Here is a 17,433-nt window from a genome sequence, read left to right on the forward strand (position 1 = left end):
TTGCGCGGTTAAGAGGGAGTCACTGCCTGGGGGAATATCACCCGCGCTCTCAGCCCTCGGCCGTCCGCGCCATCTTCCAGCTCCAGCCGGCCGCTAAACAGGCCAGCGATTTCCTCGACGATGGCAAGGCCAAGCCCCGCACCGGGGGCGACATTGCCATCGCCACGGGCAAAACGCTGCCGCACAGTGGCGCGGTTTTCGGCCGGAATACCTGGACCGTTATCCTCGACTTCGAGCCAGGCGGCGTCCACCTCCCTGCCGACACGCACGGTGACTTCCGCGTCCCGCCCTGCGTAGTTGAGGGCATTGCCGACCAGGTTGCCGATCAGTTCCCCAAGTAGAAGTGGCTCAGCGGCAATCAATGTAGCGCCCTCCCCTTCAAAACCGAGGTCAATGCCGGCGTCCGCCGCACGCGGCACGAAATCCGCAGTTACCTCCTGCGCCAAAGCGACAAGGTCAACGGCCGAAAATTGCTGTTTCTCACCGGAGCCGGCGGCATCGATATTGGCCATCCGCAGAAGCTGCGCCAGAATATGCTCGGCATGTGCGACCGATGCATCGCCCTTGCGTGCTGCGGCTTGTGCCTCTTCCAGATTTCCTGCACGTGCCGAAAGTGCCAGTTGCGTGCGGATGATGGCAAGTGGTGTGCGAAGCTGATGGCTGGCGTTGCCTGTAAAATGCCGGAGAGCATCGAGTGCCGATTGCAGCCTGACCATGAAGGAATTGACGGTCTCCACAAGGCTTTCCACTTCCACCGGCACGGATTGCTCAATGGGGTGAAGGTCGTTGGGGCTGCGCTCGGCAATCGCCTCCCCGAGACGATAGAGCGGTCTCAATGAAATCGTCACCGCCACCCAGACAATCACGGCAGCACCGACAATCATCAACAACAGGCGAACCGCAGAACGCAGGATGATGGCCTGCGCCAACTGGCTACGGGCGATCGTCGTTTCAGCGACGGTCACTGAAAACGGCACGGAATTGATGCCGGTCGAAGCAAAGCGCTGGATGGCGGCAATCCGAATGCGCTCATCACGGAACACGGCGTCCATGTAGACGGGCGTATCGCCGGTCAGCTTCTCGACCGAAGGCAACGACTGATAACCGGTCAGGAATTGCCCGTTCGGCCCGTCGACACGGTAAAAGACCCGATCCTGCGCTGCCGATGTCAGCATCTCCAGCGCGACATAGGGGATATCGACCTCGAGCGAACCATCCTCGGCTACGACCACACGTTCCGCGATCGCCAGTGCCGACCCGGACAACACGCGGTCGGACACGACATTGGCGGTATTCACCGCCTCGCGCCAGGTATCTGCCAGCGCAATGCAGCCGATGATGGCGGTTGAAATGAGAAGCCAGCCAAGAAGCCGTCGCCGGAGCGAATAGGCGGCCTGCTTCATTCAGCCATCTCCGGCAGCTTGTCGAGATAATAACCGATGCCCCGCGCCGTCTTCACTGTCAGCCCGTGAGGGCCAAGCCGCTTGCGCAGACGGCTGACATATTGCTCGATGGCATTGCCGGAAAGTTCAGCGTCAAATCCGGTGAGCGACTGAACGATCGCCTCCTTGGCGACCACCTTGCCTGCCCTCAGAAAAAGAACCTCCAGCAAAGCGACCTCTCGCGCCGGAATGTCCAGCGGCCGTCCTTCTGCCGAAAAAGTGCGCGACGTCAGATCAAAGGACACTTTGCCAAAACTGACCGAAGACGAACGCAAACCGGCGTTGCGGCGCAGAAGCACGCGAACGCGGGCCTCGAATTCGGCAATATCGAAGGGCTTGATCATGTAGTCATCAGCGCCGAGATCCAGTCCCTTGACGCGTTCTTCCGGCGTGCCCCTTGCCGTCAGGATCAGTACCGCTGCCTTGTCCTGCCGTGCCCGCATCGCACGCAGAACTTCGATGCCGTCCATTTCCGGAAGGTTGAGGTCGAGAATGACGAGGTCGAAACTCTCCACGGCAATAGCCGCATCGGCCGAGGCACCATCGGACACCACGTCCACCGCATAACCGCTGCCGCGCAGAAGGGCAGACAGCCCCTCCGAAAGCACCTGATTGTCCTCGACCAGCAATATGCGCAAATCTTTACTCCCGCAGCGTCGCCTGAACTTAACCAAGCGCTCGGCGCTTGTGAATGGCAAGCACGTGCGGCATGATCTTTTCCATGCGTATCGTCATTTCCCTCTGTCTCTGTCTTTGCTCCGGCCTGTCGGCAATGGCTGAACCGGTTCTTTTTCCTGCACTTTCAGGCAAAGCAGATGCGGTAACGCTGGTGGTGTATTCCTCGCTGGACGAGCCGCTTGCGACGCCCATGATCAAGGGTTTCCAGAAGGCCAATCCAGATATCACCGTCTCCTACGAGGACATGCTGACCGGAGAGATCTATGACCGGATCGTCAAGGAGACCGACGCGGGTCAAAAGACCGCAGACTTTGCCTTTTCATCGGCAATGGATCTGCAGGTGAAACTCAGCAATGACGGTTATGCGCAGCGCTCCGACCTGCCGATGAGCGCAAGCTGGCCTGCCTGGGCAAACTGGCGCAATACCGCCTACGCCCTCACATTCGAGCCCGCCGTTTTCGTCTACCACAAGCCGAGCTTCACATCAGAAAAGCCGCCTGCGACGCGTGCTGAATTCGTTGATTATCTGGAACGGCATGCCAACGAGGTGCACGGTCGCATCGCCACCTACGATATCGAACGCTCCGGCGTCGGTTTTCTGTTCATGTCGCGCGACCAGGAACAGTTCGGTGACATCTGGAGCGTCATCAAACGCATGGGTGCGGCTGGTGTGAAGGTGTATTCGACGTCATCCGCCATTCTGGAACGGGTGTCGGACGGCCGCTTCGTGCTGGCCTACAATATCCTCGGCTCCTACGCCGCAGACTGGGCGTCGCGCCATCCCGATGTCGGTATCGTTTTGCCGAAGGACTACACCGTTGTCATGTCGCGCATAGGTCTGGTGCCGGAAGCCGCAGCCCACCCCGAACTCGGCCGCCGCTATCTCGAGTTTTTCATGTCGAAAGAGGGCCAGACGATCATGGCCCGGCAGTTGCAGATACCTGCCGTCAGCCCTGAAGTGGCGGGAGAAAATACTGCCAATACCATGCAGGCGATCCACGGCGCGCAATTGCGACCTGTTCCCGTCAGCCCCGGGCTGATGGTCTATCTCGATCAGGTCAAGAGAAGCCGTCTGATCGAACGCTGGAATGAAGCACTCCGTTCGCAATAGATTGACCGAAAATCGTGCGCGACAGGTGGCGCGGTATCGTTTTGTAGACGTGCGGCGGAAATTAATAGAGAGTAAACAACCAGGGAATTGCGTTGCGTCAGTTAGATGACAGCTTTCTGTGGTGCTCTGCAATCCTTCTTCATTCCGTGGAGGCGGAAGAAGATGTGGGAGGAAATCTCAAAGATCGAAAATGCCAGCGCCGCTTAAGCCGCGTCAGGGTATCTGCGACTTTGCACCCCTTCCCGCATAAAAACATAACGACGCCCAAAACGAACAAGGGCATCCTGAGGAGGGTTAAAGTGAAACATTTTCTTATCAGCACATTCCTGGCAGGCGCGATCGCTCTTCCGGCGGCAGCCGCCGACTACATGATCATCGCTCCGGCAAATCCGGGCGGCGGCTGGGACCAGACGGCACGCTCGCTGCAAACCGTTCTCCAGGAAGAAGGCATTTCCAAAAGCGTACAGGTACAGAACGTACCGGGCGCTGGCGGCACCATCGGTCTGGCACAGTTTGCCAGCCAGCAGAAGGGCAACCCGAATGCCCTGATCGTTGGCGGTTACGTCATGGTTGGTGCGATCCTGACAAACAAGTCCCCGGTAACCTTGAACGAAGTGACCCCGGTCGCCCGTCTGACCGGTGAATACGAAGCCATCGTTGTACCCGCATCCTCCGACATCAAGACGATCAAGGATCTGATCGAGAAGCTGAAGAGCGATCCGGGCAGCGTATCTTGGGGCGGCGGTTCGGCTGGCGGCACCGACCACATCACTGCAGGCCTGATTGCCAAGGCGGCTGGCGTCGATCCGACCAAGATCAATTACATCGCCTATTCCGGCGGCGGCGAAGCGCTTGCCTCGATCCTCGGCTCGCAGGTCACGGCCGGTATTTCCAGCTACGGCGAATTCGAAAGCCAGGTTAAGGCCGGCACGCTGCGCCTGCTTGCAGTTTCCAGCGAAGAAAAGCTCGAAGGCATCGATGCTCCGACGCTGAAGGAAAGCGGTCTCGATGTCGTCGTTCAGAACTGGCGTATGGTCGCCGCTCCTCCCGGCCTGACCCCGGATCAGGAAAAGGCTGTTAACGCCGACATCGAAAAGCTCGCCAAGTCCGCCAAGTGGCAGGAAACGCTGAAGACCAAGGGCTGGATGGACACCTATCTCGCCGGTGACGAGTTCAAGGCACAGCTCGCCAAGGACACCACCTCCACAGAAGCGATCCTCAAAGACATCGGACTTGTAAAATGAGCCAGGGTTTTAACCCTTCCCGCGAACAAAAGCGCCGCCCTGACTGGGCGGCGCTGCTGATCGCCATCGCCCTCGTCGCCGTCGCCTGTGTGATCTTCTGGGATAGCGCACGCCTCGCCAGCGTTACCGGATATTCGCCGGTCGGTCCGGCCACCGTGCCCTACGCCATCGGATTCTGTCTGATCGGGCTGGCCATCTGGACAGCCATCGAGGCCTGGCGCAACGATTTCCCGGCCCGTGACAAGCAGGAAGTCGGACCCGTCGTCTGGGTCGTTGCCGGTCTTGCCGCGCAGATGCTGCTGCTGAAAGTCGCAGGTTTTTCGATTGCCACCGGTCTGCTGTTCGCCTTTACGGCCCGCGCATTCGGAAAACGCAAGCTCTGGTATTCTATCCCGCTCGGGATCGTTCTGAGCTTCATCGTGTGGTTCATTTTTGCGCGGCTCCTGCAACTTTCGCTGCCCGCCGGCCCGCTGGAACGGCTGTTCGTCTAACGGCCATTCCGACCAAATTTCGCGATCAAAGGGAACTGAGGCGCGGCATAAGCGCCATCGTTCCGCCCGACAGGGGGAAATCTGTCCATGAGTACGTTTGAATTCCTGCTGCACGGTCTTGAGGTTGCTGCCCAACCCATGAACCTGCTCTATGCGCTGATCGGCGTCACGCTCGGCACGGCCGTTGGCGTGCTGCCGGGCATTGGCCCGGCGTTGACCGTGGCGCTGCTGCTTCCCGTGACATACCGATTGGACCCTGCCGGTTCGCTCATCATGTTCGCGGGTATCTATTACGGCGGTATGTATGGCGGATCGACAACCTCGATCCTGCTCAACACGCCGGGCGAAAGCGCCTCGATCGTGACTGCCCTCGAAGGCAACAAGATGGCGCGAAAAGGCCGCGGTGGTCCGGCATTGGCCACGGCCGCCATCGGCTCCTTCGTTGCGGGCTTGATCGCCACCATCGCCTTGGCTTTCGTTGCGCCATACATCGTCAAGCTGGCGCTGGTATTCGGTCCGCGTGAGTATTTCGCGCTGATGGTACTGGCCTTCGTGACCGTCTCGTCCGCCTTCGGCGATTCTGCACTGCGTGGACTGACATCGCTCTTCATCGGTTTCACGCTTGCCATCATCGGCATCGACCAGTTGACCGGCCAGACCCGCATGAGCTTCGGCGTTCCCGACCTGCTCGACGGCATCGAAGTAACGACGCTTGCCGTCGCTATGTTCGCCATCGGCGAAACGCTGTTCATCGTCGCACAGGGTGCCAGCGGTCCCGACAAGGTGGAGGCCGTCAAGGGTTCGATCTGGATGAGCGCACAGGACTGGGCACGCTCCTGGAAAGCCTGGTTGCGCGGTACACTGATCGGCTTCCCCATCGGCGCAATGCCTGCAGGCGGCGCCGAAATTGGCACCTTCCTCTCCTACGCCACCGAAAAGAAGCTGACCAAATATCCGGAAGAGTTCGGTGAGGGCGCGATTGAAGGCGTGGCTGGTCCGGAAGCTGCCAACAACGCATCTGCAGCCGGCACACTCGTACCACTGCTGACGCTCGGCCTGCCGACCACAGCGACCGCAGCCATCATGCTGGCCGGTTTCCAGCAATATGGCCTGCAGCCCGGCCCGCTGCTGTTTGCGACCAATCCGCAACTCGTCTGGGGTCTGATTGCCAGCCTCTTCATCGCCAACCTGATGCTGCTGGTGCTCAACCTGCCGCTGATCGGCCTGTGGGTGAAGCTGCTGACCATTCCGAAGCCCTGGCTTTATGCAGGCATCCTGCTGTTCGCCACGCTTGGCACCATCGGCGCTAATCCATCGGTGTTCGAACTCGGCATGCTGCTCGCCTTCGGTGTTCTCGGCTACATCATGCGCATCTTTGGTTATCCGATTGCACCAGCCGTTGTCGGTCTGATCCTTGGACCACTTGCCGAACAGCAGCTTCGCCGCGCATTGGCCATCGGTCAGGGCGATCCGACTGTGCTTTTCACCTCACCGATTGCGGTCGGACTGTTCATCGTCGCAGCCGCCGCCTTCATCATCCCGCTCATCATGCGCATTCGTGGACGTGGTGAAGTTCTGACCCAGCTCGCCGCAAGCGAAGACTGATAAAAAACTCCCAGGGTGACTGGCCTCGTATCCGCAAGGATACGGGGCTTTTTTGTTGCGACAGCAAGCGAGTTTTCCAGCGCGCAAACCGCAGAAGAGTTGTAGAGTCCACCGCAATCGAAGGAGAATGATATGCGTCGGATCGCACTAATGATGATGCTCGCGCTTGCAGGCTGCACCACGGCCCCTGTTGAACCGATTCCGGGCAGCATCACCTATGGCGGGCAACCACGTACCAAATTGACGAAATCCCCGATCGGCAGCACCCTGAGCCATGAATTCATCATGGGTGACGGACGCTTGGCAATTGAAACCTACCGCATCCAGCCGGACCGTTCGCTGTCACTGGAAAACCGCGTGATCGTCGGTGATTGGCCTCCGCAATAACGACGTCAACCTCCCTTTTCCACTGAGCGCAATTCAGAATTATTCTAAAAGATAATTTTGATTTCCTGACGCTCTGGCAATAAAGCTGATTTTTGAAATCAGGTTAAGCTCCGGGCAGTCTCTGTTGCCGGTGCGGTATTTGCAAGGGAAACATCCGTGGCCATGAACTTCTCCTTCCCCGTCCGTCTTCTGGCAGCCGCCGCCTTCAGCATCGGCGCATTGACGGCTCAGGCGCACGCCGAAGACGTTACCATCAAGCACGCCCAGGGCGAGACTGTGCTGAAAGCAGCGCCGAAGAAGGTACTTGTCCTGGATATTCCGTCGCTCGATACCCTGAATGCACTGGGCTATGAGCCGGCAGGTGTTCTCGGCTCGAACCTGCCTTCCTACCTGAAGAAATATTCGGACGATAAGTACCTGAAGGTCGGCACGCTGTTCGAACCCGACTATGAGGCCATCAATGCGGCTGAAGCGGATCTGGTGATCGTCGGCGGCCGTTCGCGTGCCAAATACCCTGATGTTTCCAAGATCACGCCTGCCATCGACATGTCGGTAGATTCCAAGGACTTCATCAATAGCGTCAAGAGCAACGTCACAAAGCTTGGCGATATCTTCGGCAAGCAGGAAGAAGCGAAAAAGCTCGACGCCTCGATCGATGAAAAAGCCACCCGTTTGAAAGCCCTCGCGCCTGAAGCCGGAACAGCGATGATCCTCGTCACCAATGCGGGCAAGATTGGCGCTTATGGCCCCAACTCGCGCGTTGGCTGGCTACACCGGGAAATCGGCTTCAAGACAGTTGAAGAAAACATCGACGATCGTTTCCATGGCGGCGATGTCGTTTCCTTTGAATACCTCCTGGAGAAGAATCCGGACTGGCTGTTCGTGATCGACCGCGACGCTGGCGTCGGCTCCAGCAAGGAAGGCAATGCTGCCCAGCAGGTTCTTGATAATGAACTGGTGCACCAGACGAAAGCCTGGAAGAACGGCCATATTGTTTACCTCGATCCACAGGCGGCCTATATCGTTTCCAGCGGCTACACCGCATTGACGACGCTGATCGACCAGGTCTACACGGCGGTTTCCGCCAAGAAGTAACCGAGACGCAATATTCAGACTCCAGGCTCCAGCCGGTTCGACCGTCTGGAGCCTGCCGTGCATCAGAGACCCGCTTTGAAATATCTGGCACTCGCCCTTCTCGCCACATTCGGCCTTGCCGTCACCAGCCTTTTCGTTGGCGTCAGCGACGTGTCGATCACGGCGCTGATGTCGTCGGAGACAGAAGCCCGTGCGATGCTGGTATTGCTGGTCAGCCGCATTCCACGCACGCTTGCGCTTATCCTTGCCGGAAGCTCGATGGCAATCACCGGTCTCATCATGCAGATGCTTGTGCGCAATCGATTTGTCGAACCTTCGACAGCCGGCACGGCGGAATCGGCCAGCCTCGGCCTTCTGGTGGTCACCATGTTGGCGCCGGAAACCCCGATCTTCGGCAAGATGCTTGTCGCGGCAGCCTTCGCTCTGGCCGGTACAGCGCTTTTCCTCCGAATTTTAAGACAGGTGCCGTTGCGCGATGTTTTGCTGGTGCCCTTGATCGGCATCATGCTGGGCGGAGTCATTTCCGCCATCACCACCTTCTTCGCCTATCGTTTTGATCTTTTGCAATCACTCGGCGCATGGATGACCGGGGATTTTTCCGGCGTTTTACGCGGCCGATACGAATTGCTGTGGGTCGGTTTCGTTTTCGCCATCGCGGCCTATCTTGCCGCTGATCGCTTCACGGTGGCGGGCATGGGACGCGACTTTACCACCAACCTCGGCCTTAACTACCGGCGCGTCATGACACTGGGACTGACCATCGTTTCGCTTGTCAGCGCTGTCGTGGTCGTAACAGTCGGCATGATCCCGTTTCTCGGCCTGATCGTTCCCAACGTCGTGAGCATGATGATTGGCGACAACATGCGCCGCTCGGTTCCGTGGGTTGCGACGCTTGGCGCAATCTTCGTTCTCGTCTGCGACATCATTGGCAGAACAATCCGGGCGCCCTATGAAATTCCGATCGGTACGGTGGTCGGTGTGATCGGGAGTGCCATGTTCCTCTATCTGCTATTGCGGAAGCGTCGCCATGTCTGAGAGGAACACCGATACACGAGCGCGCATCGTCCTTCTGATCTTGCTGGCGCTTGCATTGATCTCCGCCGCCGCCTTCATGACACTTGGTGCGAAAGGAAGCTGGAGCTTCGTGCTGGCATTTCGTGGCGTAAAGCTCTGGGCGCTGTTGATGGTCGCTTACGCCATCGCCGTTTCAACGGTACTGTTCCAGACGGTCACAAACAACCGCATCCTGACACCCTCCGTCATGGGGTTCGATTCCCTTTACGTGCTGGTGCAAACGGCGTTGATCTTCGTTTTCACCTCCGCCACGGTGGTGTTGATCGATCCGCAGATCAAGTTTCTGGCTGAAACCGCCCTGCTCGTCACCTTTTCCGCGTTGCTTTATCGCTGGCTGTTCATAGGTGCCGAACGCAGCCTGCACCTTCTCGTGCTGGTTGGCATCGTCTTTGGTGTGTTCTTCCGAAGCCTTTCGGGCTTTATGCAAAGAGTGCTCGATCCGAATGAATTCGCCGTTCTGCAGGATTCGCTGTTTGCCAGCTTCAACTCCATCGATCCGACGCTTCTCGCCATTTCCGCCGTCATCATCGGCGCGGTGACGGTGATCGGCCTGCGCCTGATGCACACATTTGATGTTCTCTCCCTTGGGCGCGCCGCGGCCATCAGCCTCGGGGTTGATTACAAACGCACCGTCACGATCATCCTGGTGCTCGTATCGGTTCTGATTGCGGTTTCTACCGCCCTTGTCGGCCCGGTCATGTTCTTCGGCCTGCTCGTCGCAGCACTTGCACACTATTTGACGGGGAGCGGCAAACACGCCCATGTGCTGCCTGCGGCAATCCTGATCGCCATCATCTGCCTCGTCGGTGGTCAGGTGGTGCTGGAGCGGCTTTTCGCCTTTGACACAGCACTCTCCATCGTCATCGAGTTTCTGGGCGGCATCGTCTTCATTGGACTTATTCTCAAGCGGGGTGCGCGATGATCATCGCAAACGCGGTCAGCAAAGCCTATGGCGGCACCGTTGTCGTCAACGACGTTTCCATTTCCATTCCGGCCGGTGGCGTCACCTCCATTATCGGACCGAACGGGGCAGGAAAATCCACGCTTCTGTCCATCGTCGCGCGGTTGATGTCGATGGACAAGGGAACGGTGACCGTGGACGGGCTCGACGTCACAAAAACGCCCTCGGACACGCTGGCCCGGCGTCTCTCCATCCTGCGCCAGGACAATCACATCTCCTCCAGATTGACTGTTCGCGATCTCGTCGGCTTCGGCCGTTATCCTTATTCCAAGGGCAGACCCACCGTTGAGGACAAGGTACACATCGACAGGGCACTCGATTATCTGCATCTCGAATCCCTCGCTGATCGATTTCTTGACGAACTCTCCGGTGGCCAACGTCAGCGCGCATTCGTGGCCATGGTTCTGTGCCAGGATACGGATTACGTGCTCTTGGACGAGCCGCTGAACAACCTCGACATGAAACATGCCTCAAGCATGATGAAGATCATGCGCAAGGCGGCAGACGAGCTGAAGAAGACTGTCGTTGTGGTGCTGCACGACATCAACTTCGCCTCCTGGTACTCCGACCACATCATCGCGATGCGCGACGGCCATATCAATCGCCACGGCAGCGTTGAAGATATTATCCGGCCAGAGGTTTTGCGGGAAATCTACGACATGGATATCGATGTGAAGGAGATGGACGGCCAGCGCATTTGCCTGTTCTATGCGTGACACATCGCTATCGTAAGGAATTCTGGAATGACCACCGTTTCGGGTGGAACGCGGCGCAAGCCGGAGCGTTAGTTGAAAGAACAGGAAGGGGACACAGAGCGAAGACGCCCTATCTTTGCCTCCCCTTTCCAGAAAACCGAAGATTTCCAAAGCGGCATTCCGTCCGCACCCTTCAGGAGACATCGATGAAGACGCACAAGACGAAGAACGACCTGCCCTCTAATGCAAAGTCGACCGTGATCGGCATTCTCAACGAATCGCTCGCTTCGGTGATCGACCTGGCGCTGGCGACAAAGCAGGCGCACTGGAACCTCAAGGGACCGCAATTCATCGCCGTTCACGAACTTCTCGACGGTTTCCGCACGCAACTCGACGATCATGGCGATACCATCGCTGAAAGGGTCGTGCAGCTTGGCGGCACCGCCCTCGGCAGCCTGCAGTCCGTTTCATCTGCTACAGCGCTCAAAGCCTATCCAACTGACATTTATGCAATCCACGACCATCTGGGCGCACTCATCGATCGTTATGGTGACGTGGCGAACATGATACGCAAGGCAATCGACGATTCCGACGAGGCCGGCGATCCCACCACAGCCGATATCTTCACTGCCGCCTCGCGCGATCTCGACAAGGCGCTGTGGTTCCTCGAGGCACATGTTCAGGAAAAAAACTGAACCACATCCTGAGCAAGACATTATCCAGACACCAAAACGCCCGGACAGAAACCGGGCGTTTTTCATTCGATCACACTGCAGAGATACGCTCGCGTGAACCCGTGATCTGAAATGACCGTCAACACACCACCGCCGAAAATCGAAATCGATTTCCGGAGAGAACAATGGTTGATCTGCAATGTCGGAGCGTCATTCAGCGACCGACAGGACGCATACCGCTAATGCCGCCGCAATATGGCAAGGCCGATATCCCGCAGCATCTCATGGTCGAGAATACCGCGCTGCGCGCTGCGGATGAGTACCGCCGCGCACTCATTGGCGACATGACTGCTACGATCTTCAAGGCACTCAAAACATACGCCATCGAAAATGTTCTGCAGATCGGTAATCTGCTCTGGCGACAACTGCGCGCCAACTCTTTGAAAAGCCGCATACGACAAGGCTCATCCTCCCGATGACATGCCAAGTATCGTTCAACAAGTTTGTTTTTGATTTTTTCGTGGACAGGAAATTTGTACACCCGAACGAATCACTTGTCGAATCAGATTTTAACCAAATGTAAATGGGTGATTTTTCGATTTCCCCACATCAAAACGATAGCGCTCCAATGCGACAATCAGATGAGAATTTCCGATAAATCTGCAAAAGAAAGTGTTGCATTCCAAAATCGATTGAGCGATATAGCACCCGTCGCCGCAACACTGGTGACCCACGGTTCAGCTTACTACCCCGGACCGTTGGCTTATGAGCGGGTGTAGCTCAGGGGTAGAGCACAACCTTGCCAAGGTTGGGGTCGAGGGTTCAAATCCCTTCGCCCGCTCCAAATTCTCCCAGATTAAATATCAAAGAATTCAATGTCGTAGATACGCCTTCGGCATGTATGTTTCCCTGCCGTTCATTATCGGATGGCGGAAGGGGCAGACGCCCCTCCCTCCACATTTGCGAGACTAGGCTGCCTTGTCCCAGGCAGGTGCAAGGCCGTCGGGCGAAACGATGCGGCCTTCAGACGTGGCTAGGCCATGGATGGCAGCCATATCTTCAGTCGAGAGAGCGAAGTCGAAGATCGCGGCATTTTCAGCCACGCGGGCTTCAGTGATCGTCTTGGACAACGCGATCACACCGTCCTGTTGCACAAGCCAGCGCAACACCACCTGCGCCACCGACTTGCCGTGCCGGGAGGCGATATCCCTCAGAACCGGTTCATTGAAAACCTTTCCGTCCGCCATGGCAAAGTAACCAGTAATCGACAGGCCGGCCTGACGTGCCGCTGCAATCACCGCATCCTGATTAAGATACGGATGGTACTCGATCTGATTGGTGACAAGCGGCGCGCTCGACAGAGCAACCGCTTCGGCCATCAATGCTGTGGTGAAATTTGAAACACCGATATGACGGACTTTCCCTGCCTCTTTCACCGCATTCAGAGCGCCGATCTGTTCGGCAAGCGAAACGGCCTCATTCGGCCAATGCAGAAGAAGCAGATCAACATAGTCTGTTTTCAGCTTCGTCAGGCTCTCATCCACCGACGCTATAAAGGCATCGTGTTTGTAGTTTTCGACCCAGACCTTGGTCGTCAGGAAAATATCGCCGCGAACTATGCCGGAGCCGGAAATCGCCTCGCCGACCTCGGCCTCGTTGCCATAAATCTGAGCGGTATCCACGTGACGAAAACCGGCCTTCAGTGCGTGCGGAACGATCCTGAGAACATCGGCGCCCGGAATGCGGAAGGTTCCAAAGCCGAGTGCCGGAATAGCTGCGCCATTTGCGGTGACTGTATGCATGAGCTTGCTCCTAGAGATGGTCGCGGCAGTTTGCGCCGCGACGGTTGTGTTGAGATTGATGATGTTGGGTACGGGTTCAGGCAGCTTTCAGGACCGGAGCCGCGCGACGGTCGAGAGCACTGCTCCAGATTGTCAGCAGCAGGGCGAAAGCAACGAGGATCGCGCCGATCCACGGGGTCGCACCAAGGCCAAGTGGAGATTCGACCACAAGACCGCCGAGCCAGGCACCAATGGCGATACCGAGATTGAAGGCGGCAATGTTGAGTGCCGAAGCCACATCAACCGCACCAGGACGATGTTCCTTGGCAAGCTGCACGACATAGAGCTGCAGGCCGGGAACATTGGCAAAGGACAGGAAACCAAGCGCGGCAAGTGTAACAAGTGTCAGGATCGGCGATACGGCCGTGAAGGAAAACACCAGCAGGACGATAGCCTGCGCCAGAAACAGACCAATCAAAGCTTTGACCGGATTATGGTTGGCAATCTTGCCACCACCGATGTTGCCCGCTGCGATGGCGATACCATAAAGCACGAGGATCAGGCTGACACTCGGCTCAGAGAAACCGGTAATCTGCTGCAGGATCGGCGCCAGGAAGGTGAAGGCAACGAACGTCCCGCCGTAACCAAAAGCCGTCATGGCGAAAACAATCAGCAGACGACCGGAACCGAGAACCCGAACCTGATCGAGAAGGCTCGCAGGCGGCGCTTTTTTCAAAGTGTTCGGCAACAGAGCTGCGATACCGACAAAGGCAATGACGCCAAGGGCCGAAACAGCCCAGAAAGTGGCACGCCAGCCGAAGACCTGGCCGATATAGGTGCCGAGCGGCACGCCGGTAACGATCGCGACAGTCAGGCCCATGAACATCATGGCGATCGCAGAGGCACGCCGATTCTCCGGGACGAGGTCAGCCGCGATGGTAGAACCGACGGAGAAAAAGACACCGTGAGCGAAAGCGGCGAGAACACGGGCAATGAGCAGAAACTCGTAGCTGGATGACAGAGCCGCCAACGTGTTGCCGACGATGAACAGGGCCATCAGTCCAAGCAACAACGGCTTTCTTTCGATCCGGCCCGTCAGCGCGGTCAAAACCGGAGCGCCGAACGTGACACCGAGCGCATAAACGCTGACGATAAGGCCGGCCAGCGGCAAGGTTATGTTGAGATCCGTCGCAACCGTCGGCAACAACCCGACGATCACGAATTCTGTAGTACCGATCGCATAGGCCGCGATCGTCAAAGCAAAAATAGCCAAAGGCATGACGAATTCCCTTCCCTCGACCGATATCGAGAGCGCTGAAGACAGCCGCGCTGTCTGTTGGAACGATTGATGGGCGCAATATGAGGGAAGAGGACTTGCGTGATAATCAGCAAGAATGGATAAATACCTTGGAATTCAATTCATAGGTGAACAGTCATGGACAATCGCGCTGGGGAAATGGAAGTCTTTGCGACAGCCGCAGAGCTGGGAAGCTTCTCCTCAGCCGGACGCAGACTTGGGCTTTCTCCTTCTGCCGTCAGCAAACTCGTCACACGCATCGAAGACCGGCTTGGCACACGCCTGCTTCAGCGCTCGACGCGCCTTGTGACCCTGACACCGGAGGGCGAAATCTATCTCGGCAGAGCAAGGCGCATTCTGGCCGACATAAGAGAGACGGAGCAGATCGTCGCAAACGGTGGCAAGGTGGTGCCTCGTGGCCTTTTGCGGGTGAATGCTACGCTGGGCTTTGGCGAACGCTATCTGTTGCCGCTCGCACCGGAGTTTCTCTCGCTTTATCCTGAGGTGGAACTGGATATTTCGCTGACGGATGGTGTCATCAGCCTGATCGAAGAGCGGACCGATATTGCGATACGCTCAGGTGCGATGGAGGACTCTGCACTCAAGGCCAGAAAACTCCTGGAGGTCCGACGGATGATCGTCGCCTCCCCCGCCTATCTCGAAAAATATGGCGCACCGGCAAAGCCACAGGATCTGGCCCGCCATAACTGCTTCAGCTTCAACTTCAATCGCAACCTTAACGAATGGCCGTTCAGAAACCCCGACACGGATGAGGTTTATCGACTGCCTGTTTCCGGCAACGCATCGGTCAACAGTGGCATGGCTATGCGCCGCCTCTGCCTCTCGGGCTTTGGCCTTGGAAGGGTTGGAGAATTCCACGTGCGACCGGATATCGATGCTGGACTGCTGGTACCTGTTCTCGAAGACTATAATCCGCAGGACCTTGAAGTTATCCATGCGGTCTACGCTGGCCACGAGCACCTAGCTGCGCGCGTACGTGCTTTCATCGATTTTGTTGCGGATAAGGTCGCGGCGTAGTCAGATCAGATGTTGTTGTGAACCAGCTTTGCCAACCAGTCGACAAAAACGCGAACCTTGTTTGTGACATGTCGGGTTTGCGGGTAGACGACGTAGATCGGCATTGCCTCACAACGCCACTCTGGGAAGACCCGCACCAGTTCACCCTTTTCCAAAGCCTCCTTGACCATGAAAAGAGGAAGCTGGATCACGCCCATGCCCGCCAGTGCAGCGTTAAGATAGCTTCTGCTGTCGTTGACCGACACCACGTAACGCGGCGTCAATTCGACGCTACGGACACCGTTATCCAGTGACATCGGCATGATCTGGCCGGTCGTGGCATTCAGGTAACCGACCGAATAATGATCGTTTTCAAGATCCTCCGGCGTCTGCGGCATGCCGAAATTTTCGATGTAGAACGGGGCAGCAAAGGTCTCGAATTTGAGCTCGCCTACTTTTCTGGCAATCAGGGACTGGTCGCGTAGCGTTCCCACCCGAAGCGCGCAGTCGACGTTTTCGGCAAGGTAATCGACGAGGCGATCACCGACGCCAAGATCGATGCGAATATGTGGGTAACGCTGATAAAAATCGCACAGATTCGGAATAACCAGAAGATCTGCGAAGACACCTGCCATTTCTACCCGCAAGCGCCCGGACGGTTGCACCTGCGCACTGGACATGCTTCCATCAAGCTCTTCAATTTCCGACAGAATTTGCGCAGCACGCTCGTAATAAAGCGCCCCATCCGTCGTCAACATGACGCGTCGTGTCGTACGGTTGAGAAGCGTGGTCTGCAGGTGCGCCTCCAGCGCCTGCACCATGTTGGTAACGGTGGTTTTGGGCATGCTCAATGCCGTCGCGGCACGGCTGAAATTGCCGGTTTCCACAACACGCGTGAAAACGCGCATGGCCGAAAGTTGATCCATAATTCTCTCAGACGCTCGATTATTCGTGTTTTTGGAACAGTGAATTCAAGTTGGCATACTTGATCGATCTGAGCCGAACAATAATATGCATTTCAGGTTTTGCAACAGGATCTGGTTTCTGCCGGTCCAGGAATTGGTGTCATGGCGATGCGATGGGAGACATTAGGGTGCGGCCAGGCGGCCAGACAGCCCCTTCTCGCTCGACGTTATGAAAGCGCCAACCTGTGCCGCACGCCACCGGTGGTGCTTTATCTCAGAGGCGGTTCGTTTCTAGAAACGGATGCGGATCGGCCGGAACTTCCAGTCGCACGCGCGCTTGCGGAAAGCGGTGCCATTGTGGTGGAGGCGGACTACAGCAAGCCTTCGGGCAACGAGTTCCCGCTGGTGATTGATTGCGCCTTTGAAGCGCTCGATCAGGTCAGCAGGGACCGCAAGCATTATGGCAGCGCGAAATCGCTGCTGTTCGTCGCCGGCGAAGAAGCCGGTGGCAACGTCGCAGCCGGACTTGCACTGAAAGCGCGGGACCGGATGCCCGGCAAGCTTGCCGGACAGATTCTTTTGTCGCCAATGATCGACCCGATGATGACGACAGAATCTTTTCGCGACGCGGACAAGATCGGCATGCGCCAGCGTTGGGCGGATGGATGGAGCCACTACCTTGCCAAGGCGTGCGGCTTTTTCCACCCCTACGCCGCACCATGCCAGTGCACACGTCTCAACCGTGTCGCACCTGCACTGATATTCACCGCGGAGGATGATCCCCTTCGCGACGAAACAATCGGTTATGCGGAAAGGCTTGTGTCATCGGGCGTCGGCGTCCGGCAGCATGTCTTCCCCGCCGGAACCGGCTGGACAGGGCTCTATCGTGGAGAGGGAGGCAGATGGGTTTCGTCCGTCTGTTCGGAATTCACGAGCTTCGTCCAGGATTTGAAACACTGAAGCGTATTTATTCAAA

18 protein-coding genes and 1 tRNA gene are annotated in these 17,433 nt (G+C 57.3%); 13 read left to right on the forward strand and 6 right to left on the reverse strand.

The genetic code is table 11. From position 1 onward, the window contains the following. Positions 1-8 precede the first annotated feature (8 nt). Together FY156_13145 and FY156_13150 are read right to left on the reverse strand one after the other, a co-directional pair. A complete protein-coding gene (locus tag FY156_13145; protein ID UXS02344.1) occupies positions 9-1,403 on the reverse strand; it encodes a sensor histidine kinase in 1,395 nt (464 codons plus the stop codon). After that, positions 1,400-2,080 (reverse strand): response regulator transcription factor, encoded by a 681-nt coding sequence (locus tag FY156_13150; GenBank protein ID UXS02345.1) that lies wholly within the window; start codon positions 2,078-2,080, stop codon positions 1,400-1,402. The genes FY156_13145 and FY156_13150 overlap by 4 nt, the downstream gene beginning before the upstream one ends. Positions 2,081-2,163: 83 nt before the next feature. Between FY156_13150 and FY156_13155 the strand changes: the two genes are divergently transcribed. From FY156_13155 to dps, 10 genes are all read left to right on the forward strand, one after another. After that, positions 2,164-3,231, forward strand: coding sequence for an ABC transporter substrate-binding protein (locus tag FY156_13155; protein ID UXS03146.1), 1,068 nt, complete (start codon positions 2,164-2,166; stop codon positions 3,229-3,231). A gap of 299 nt (positions 3,232-3,530) precedes the next feature. Further along, entirely contained in the window at positions 3,531-4,475 is a 945-nt protein-coding gene (locus FY156_13160; GenBank protein ID UXS02346.1) for a tripartite tricarboxylate transporter substrate binding protein, read from the forward strand. Next, positions 4,472-4,966: a tripartite tricarboxylate transporter TctB family protein gene (locus FY156_13165; GenBank protein ID UXS02347.1), complete on the forward strand. Its 495-nt coding sequence runs from the start codon at positions 4,472-4,474 to the stop codon at positions 4,964-4,966. Before FY156_13160 ends, FY156_13165 begins: the two co-directional genes overlap by 4 nt. A gap of 87 nt (positions 4,967-5,053) precedes the next feature. Further along, entirely contained in the window at positions 5,054-6,571 is a 1,518-nt protein-coding gene (locus FY156_13170; protein UXS02348.1) for a tripartite tricarboxylate transporter permease, read from the forward strand. A gap of 132 nt (positions 6,572-6,703) precedes the next feature. Next, complete coding sequence (locus FY156_13175) at positions 6,704-6,958, forward strand: hypothetical protein (GenBank protein UXS02349.1); 255 nt, start codon at positions 6,704-6,706, stop codon at positions 6,956-6,958. 156 nt (positions 6,959-7,114) lie between these two features. Then, positions 7,115-8,053 (forward strand): siderophore ABC transporter substrate-binding protein, encoded by a 939-nt coding sequence (locus FY156_13180; GenBank protein UXS02350.1) that lies wholly within the window; start codon positions 7,115-7,117, stop codon positions 8,051-8,053. A 75-nt stretch (positions 8,054-8,128) separates the two neighbouring features. Next, on the forward strand, positions 8,129-9,088 hold the full coding sequence (locus tag FY156_13185) for an ABC transporter permease (protein UXS03147.1): 960 nt from the start codon (positions 8,129-8,131) through the stop codon (positions 9,086-9,088). Continuing rightward, positions 9,081-10,049, forward strand: a complete 969-nt coding sequence (locus FY156_13190) for an iron chelate uptake ABC transporter family permease subunit (GenBank protein UXS02351.1) — start codon at positions 9,081-9,083, stop codon at positions 10,047-10,049. The genes FY156_13185 and FY156_13190 overlap by 8 nt, the downstream gene beginning before the upstream one ends. Next, positions 10,046-10,804, forward strand: a complete 759-nt coding sequence (locus tag FY156_13195) for an ABC transporter ATP-binding protein (protein ID UXS02352.1) — start codon at positions 10,046-10,048, stop codon at positions 10,802-10,804. The genes FY156_13190 and FY156_13195 overlap by 4 nt, the downstream gene beginning before the upstream one ends. A gap of 185 nt (positions 10,805-10,989) precedes the next feature. Then, positions 10,990-11,478, forward strand: coding sequence for a DNA starvation/stationary phase protection protein Dps (dps, locus tag FY156_13200; protein UXS02353.1), 489 nt, complete (start codon positions 10,990-10,992; stop codon positions 11,476-11,478). Positions 11,479-11,696: 218 nt separating this feature from the next. On the opposite strand, the gene FY156_13205 is transcribed toward dps, so the two are convergent. Further along, positions 11,697-11,918, reverse strand: a complete 222-nt coding sequence (locus tag FY156_13205; protein UXS02354.1) for a hypothetical protein — start codon at positions 11,916-11,918, stop codon at positions 11,697-11,699. 308 nt (positions 11,919-12,226) lie between these two features. On the opposite strand from FY156_13205, the gene FY156_13210 reads away from it, so the two are divergent. Continuing rightward, positions 12,227-12,301, forward strand: a tRNA-Gly gene (locus tag FY156_13210). 124 nt (positions 12,302-12,425) lie between these two features. Here FY156_13210 and FY156_13215 read toward each other — a convergent pair. After that, positions 12,426-13,259, reverse strand: coding sequence for an aldo/keto reductase (locus FY156_13215; protein ID UXS02355.1), 834 nt, complete (start codon positions 13,257-13,259; stop codon positions 12,426-12,428). A 76-nt stretch (positions 13,260-13,335) separates the two neighbouring features. Next, complete coding sequence (locus tag FY156_13220) at positions 13,336-14,517, reverse strand: MFS transporter (GenBank protein UXS02356.1); 1,182 nt, start codon at positions 14,515-14,517, stop codon at positions 13,336-13,338. Positions 14,518-14,673: 156 nt separating this feature from the next. Here FY156_13220 and FY156_13225 point away from each other — a divergent pair, with 156 nt between their 5' ends. Next, the gene (locus tag FY156_13225) at positions 14,674-15,573 is read left to right on the forward strand and encodes a LysR family transcriptional regulator (protein ID UXS02357.1); all 900 of its coding nucleotides are present in this window, start codon (positions 14,674-14,676) and stop codon (positions 15,571-15,573) included. Between the two features lie 5 nt (positions 15,574-15,578). Here the strand turns inward: FY156_13225 and FY156_13230 are convergent, their stop codons facing one another. Continuing rightward, positions 15,579-16,478 (reverse strand): LysR family transcriptional regulator, encoded by a 900-nt coding sequence (locus FY156_13230; protein ID UXS02358.1) that lies wholly within the window; start codon positions 16,476-16,478, stop codon positions 15,579-15,581. A gap of 141 nt (positions 16,479-16,619) precedes the next feature. On the opposite strand from FY156_13230, the gene FY156_13235 reads away from it, so the two are divergent. After that, on the forward strand, positions 16,620-17,417 hold the full coding sequence (locus FY156_13235; GenBank protein ID UXS02359.1) for an alpha/beta hydrolase: 798 nt from the start codon (positions 16,620-16,622) through the stop codon (positions 17,415-17,417). Positions 17,418-17,433 lie beyond the last annotated feature (16 nt).

The sequence above is a fragment of the Agrobacterium tumefaciens genome (genome assembly GCA_025559845.1).
In the GTDB taxonomy this organism is placed as follows: domain Bacteria; phylum Pseudomonadota; class Alphaproteobacteria; order Rhizobiales; family Rhizobiaceae; genus Agrobacterium.

Coding starts and splice junctions, on each gene's coding strand:
- FY156_13145 (UXS02344.1), bottom strand. CDS start 1,403: ATGAAGCAGGCCGCCTATTCGCTCCGGCGACGGCTTCTTGGCTGGCTT.
- FY156_13155 (UXS03146.1), top strand. CDS start 2,164: ATGCGTATCGTCATTTCCCTCTGTCTCTGTCTTTGCTCCGGCCTGTCG.
- FY156_13165 (UXS02347.1), top strand. CDS start 4,472: ATGAGCCAGGGTTTTAACCCTTCCCGCGAACAAAAGCGCCGCCCTGAC.
- FY156_13170 (UXS02348.1), top strand. CDS start 5,054: ATGAGTACGTTTGAATTCCTGCTGCACGGTCTTGAGGTTGCTGCCCAA.
- FY156_13175 (UXS02349.1), top strand. CDS start 6,704: ATGCGTCGGATCGCACTAATGATGATGCTCGCGCTTGCAGGCTGCACC.
- FY156_13190 (UXS02351.1), top strand. CDS start 9,081: ATGTCTGAGAGGAACACCGATACACGAGCGCGCATCGTCCTTCTGATC.
- FY156_13195 (UXS02352.1), top strand. CDS start 10,046: ATGATCATCGCAAACGCGGTCAGCAAAGCCTATGGCGGCACCGTTGTC.
- dps (UXS02353.1), top strand. CDS start 10,990: ATGAAGACGCACAAGACGAAGAACGACCTGCCCTCTAATGCAAAGTCG.
- FY156_13215 (UXS02355.1), bottom strand. CDS start 13,259: ATGCATACAGTCACCGCAAATGGCGCAGCTATTCCGGCACTCGGCTTT.
- FY156_13220 (UXS02356.1), bottom strand. CDS start 14,517: ATGCCTTTGGCTATTTTTGCTTTGACGATCGCGGCCTATGCGATCGGT.
- FY156_13225 (UXS02357.1), top strand. CDS start 14,674: ATGGACAATCGCGCTGGGGAAATGGAAGTCTTTGCGACAGCCGCAGAG.
- FY156_13230 (UXS02358.1), bottom strand. CDS start 16,478: ATGGATCAACTTTCGGCCATGCGCGTTTTCACGCGTGTTGTGGAAACC.
- FY156_13235 (UXS02359.1), top strand. CDS start 16,620: ATGGCGATGCGATGGGAGACATTAGGGTGCGGCCAGGCGGCCAGACAG.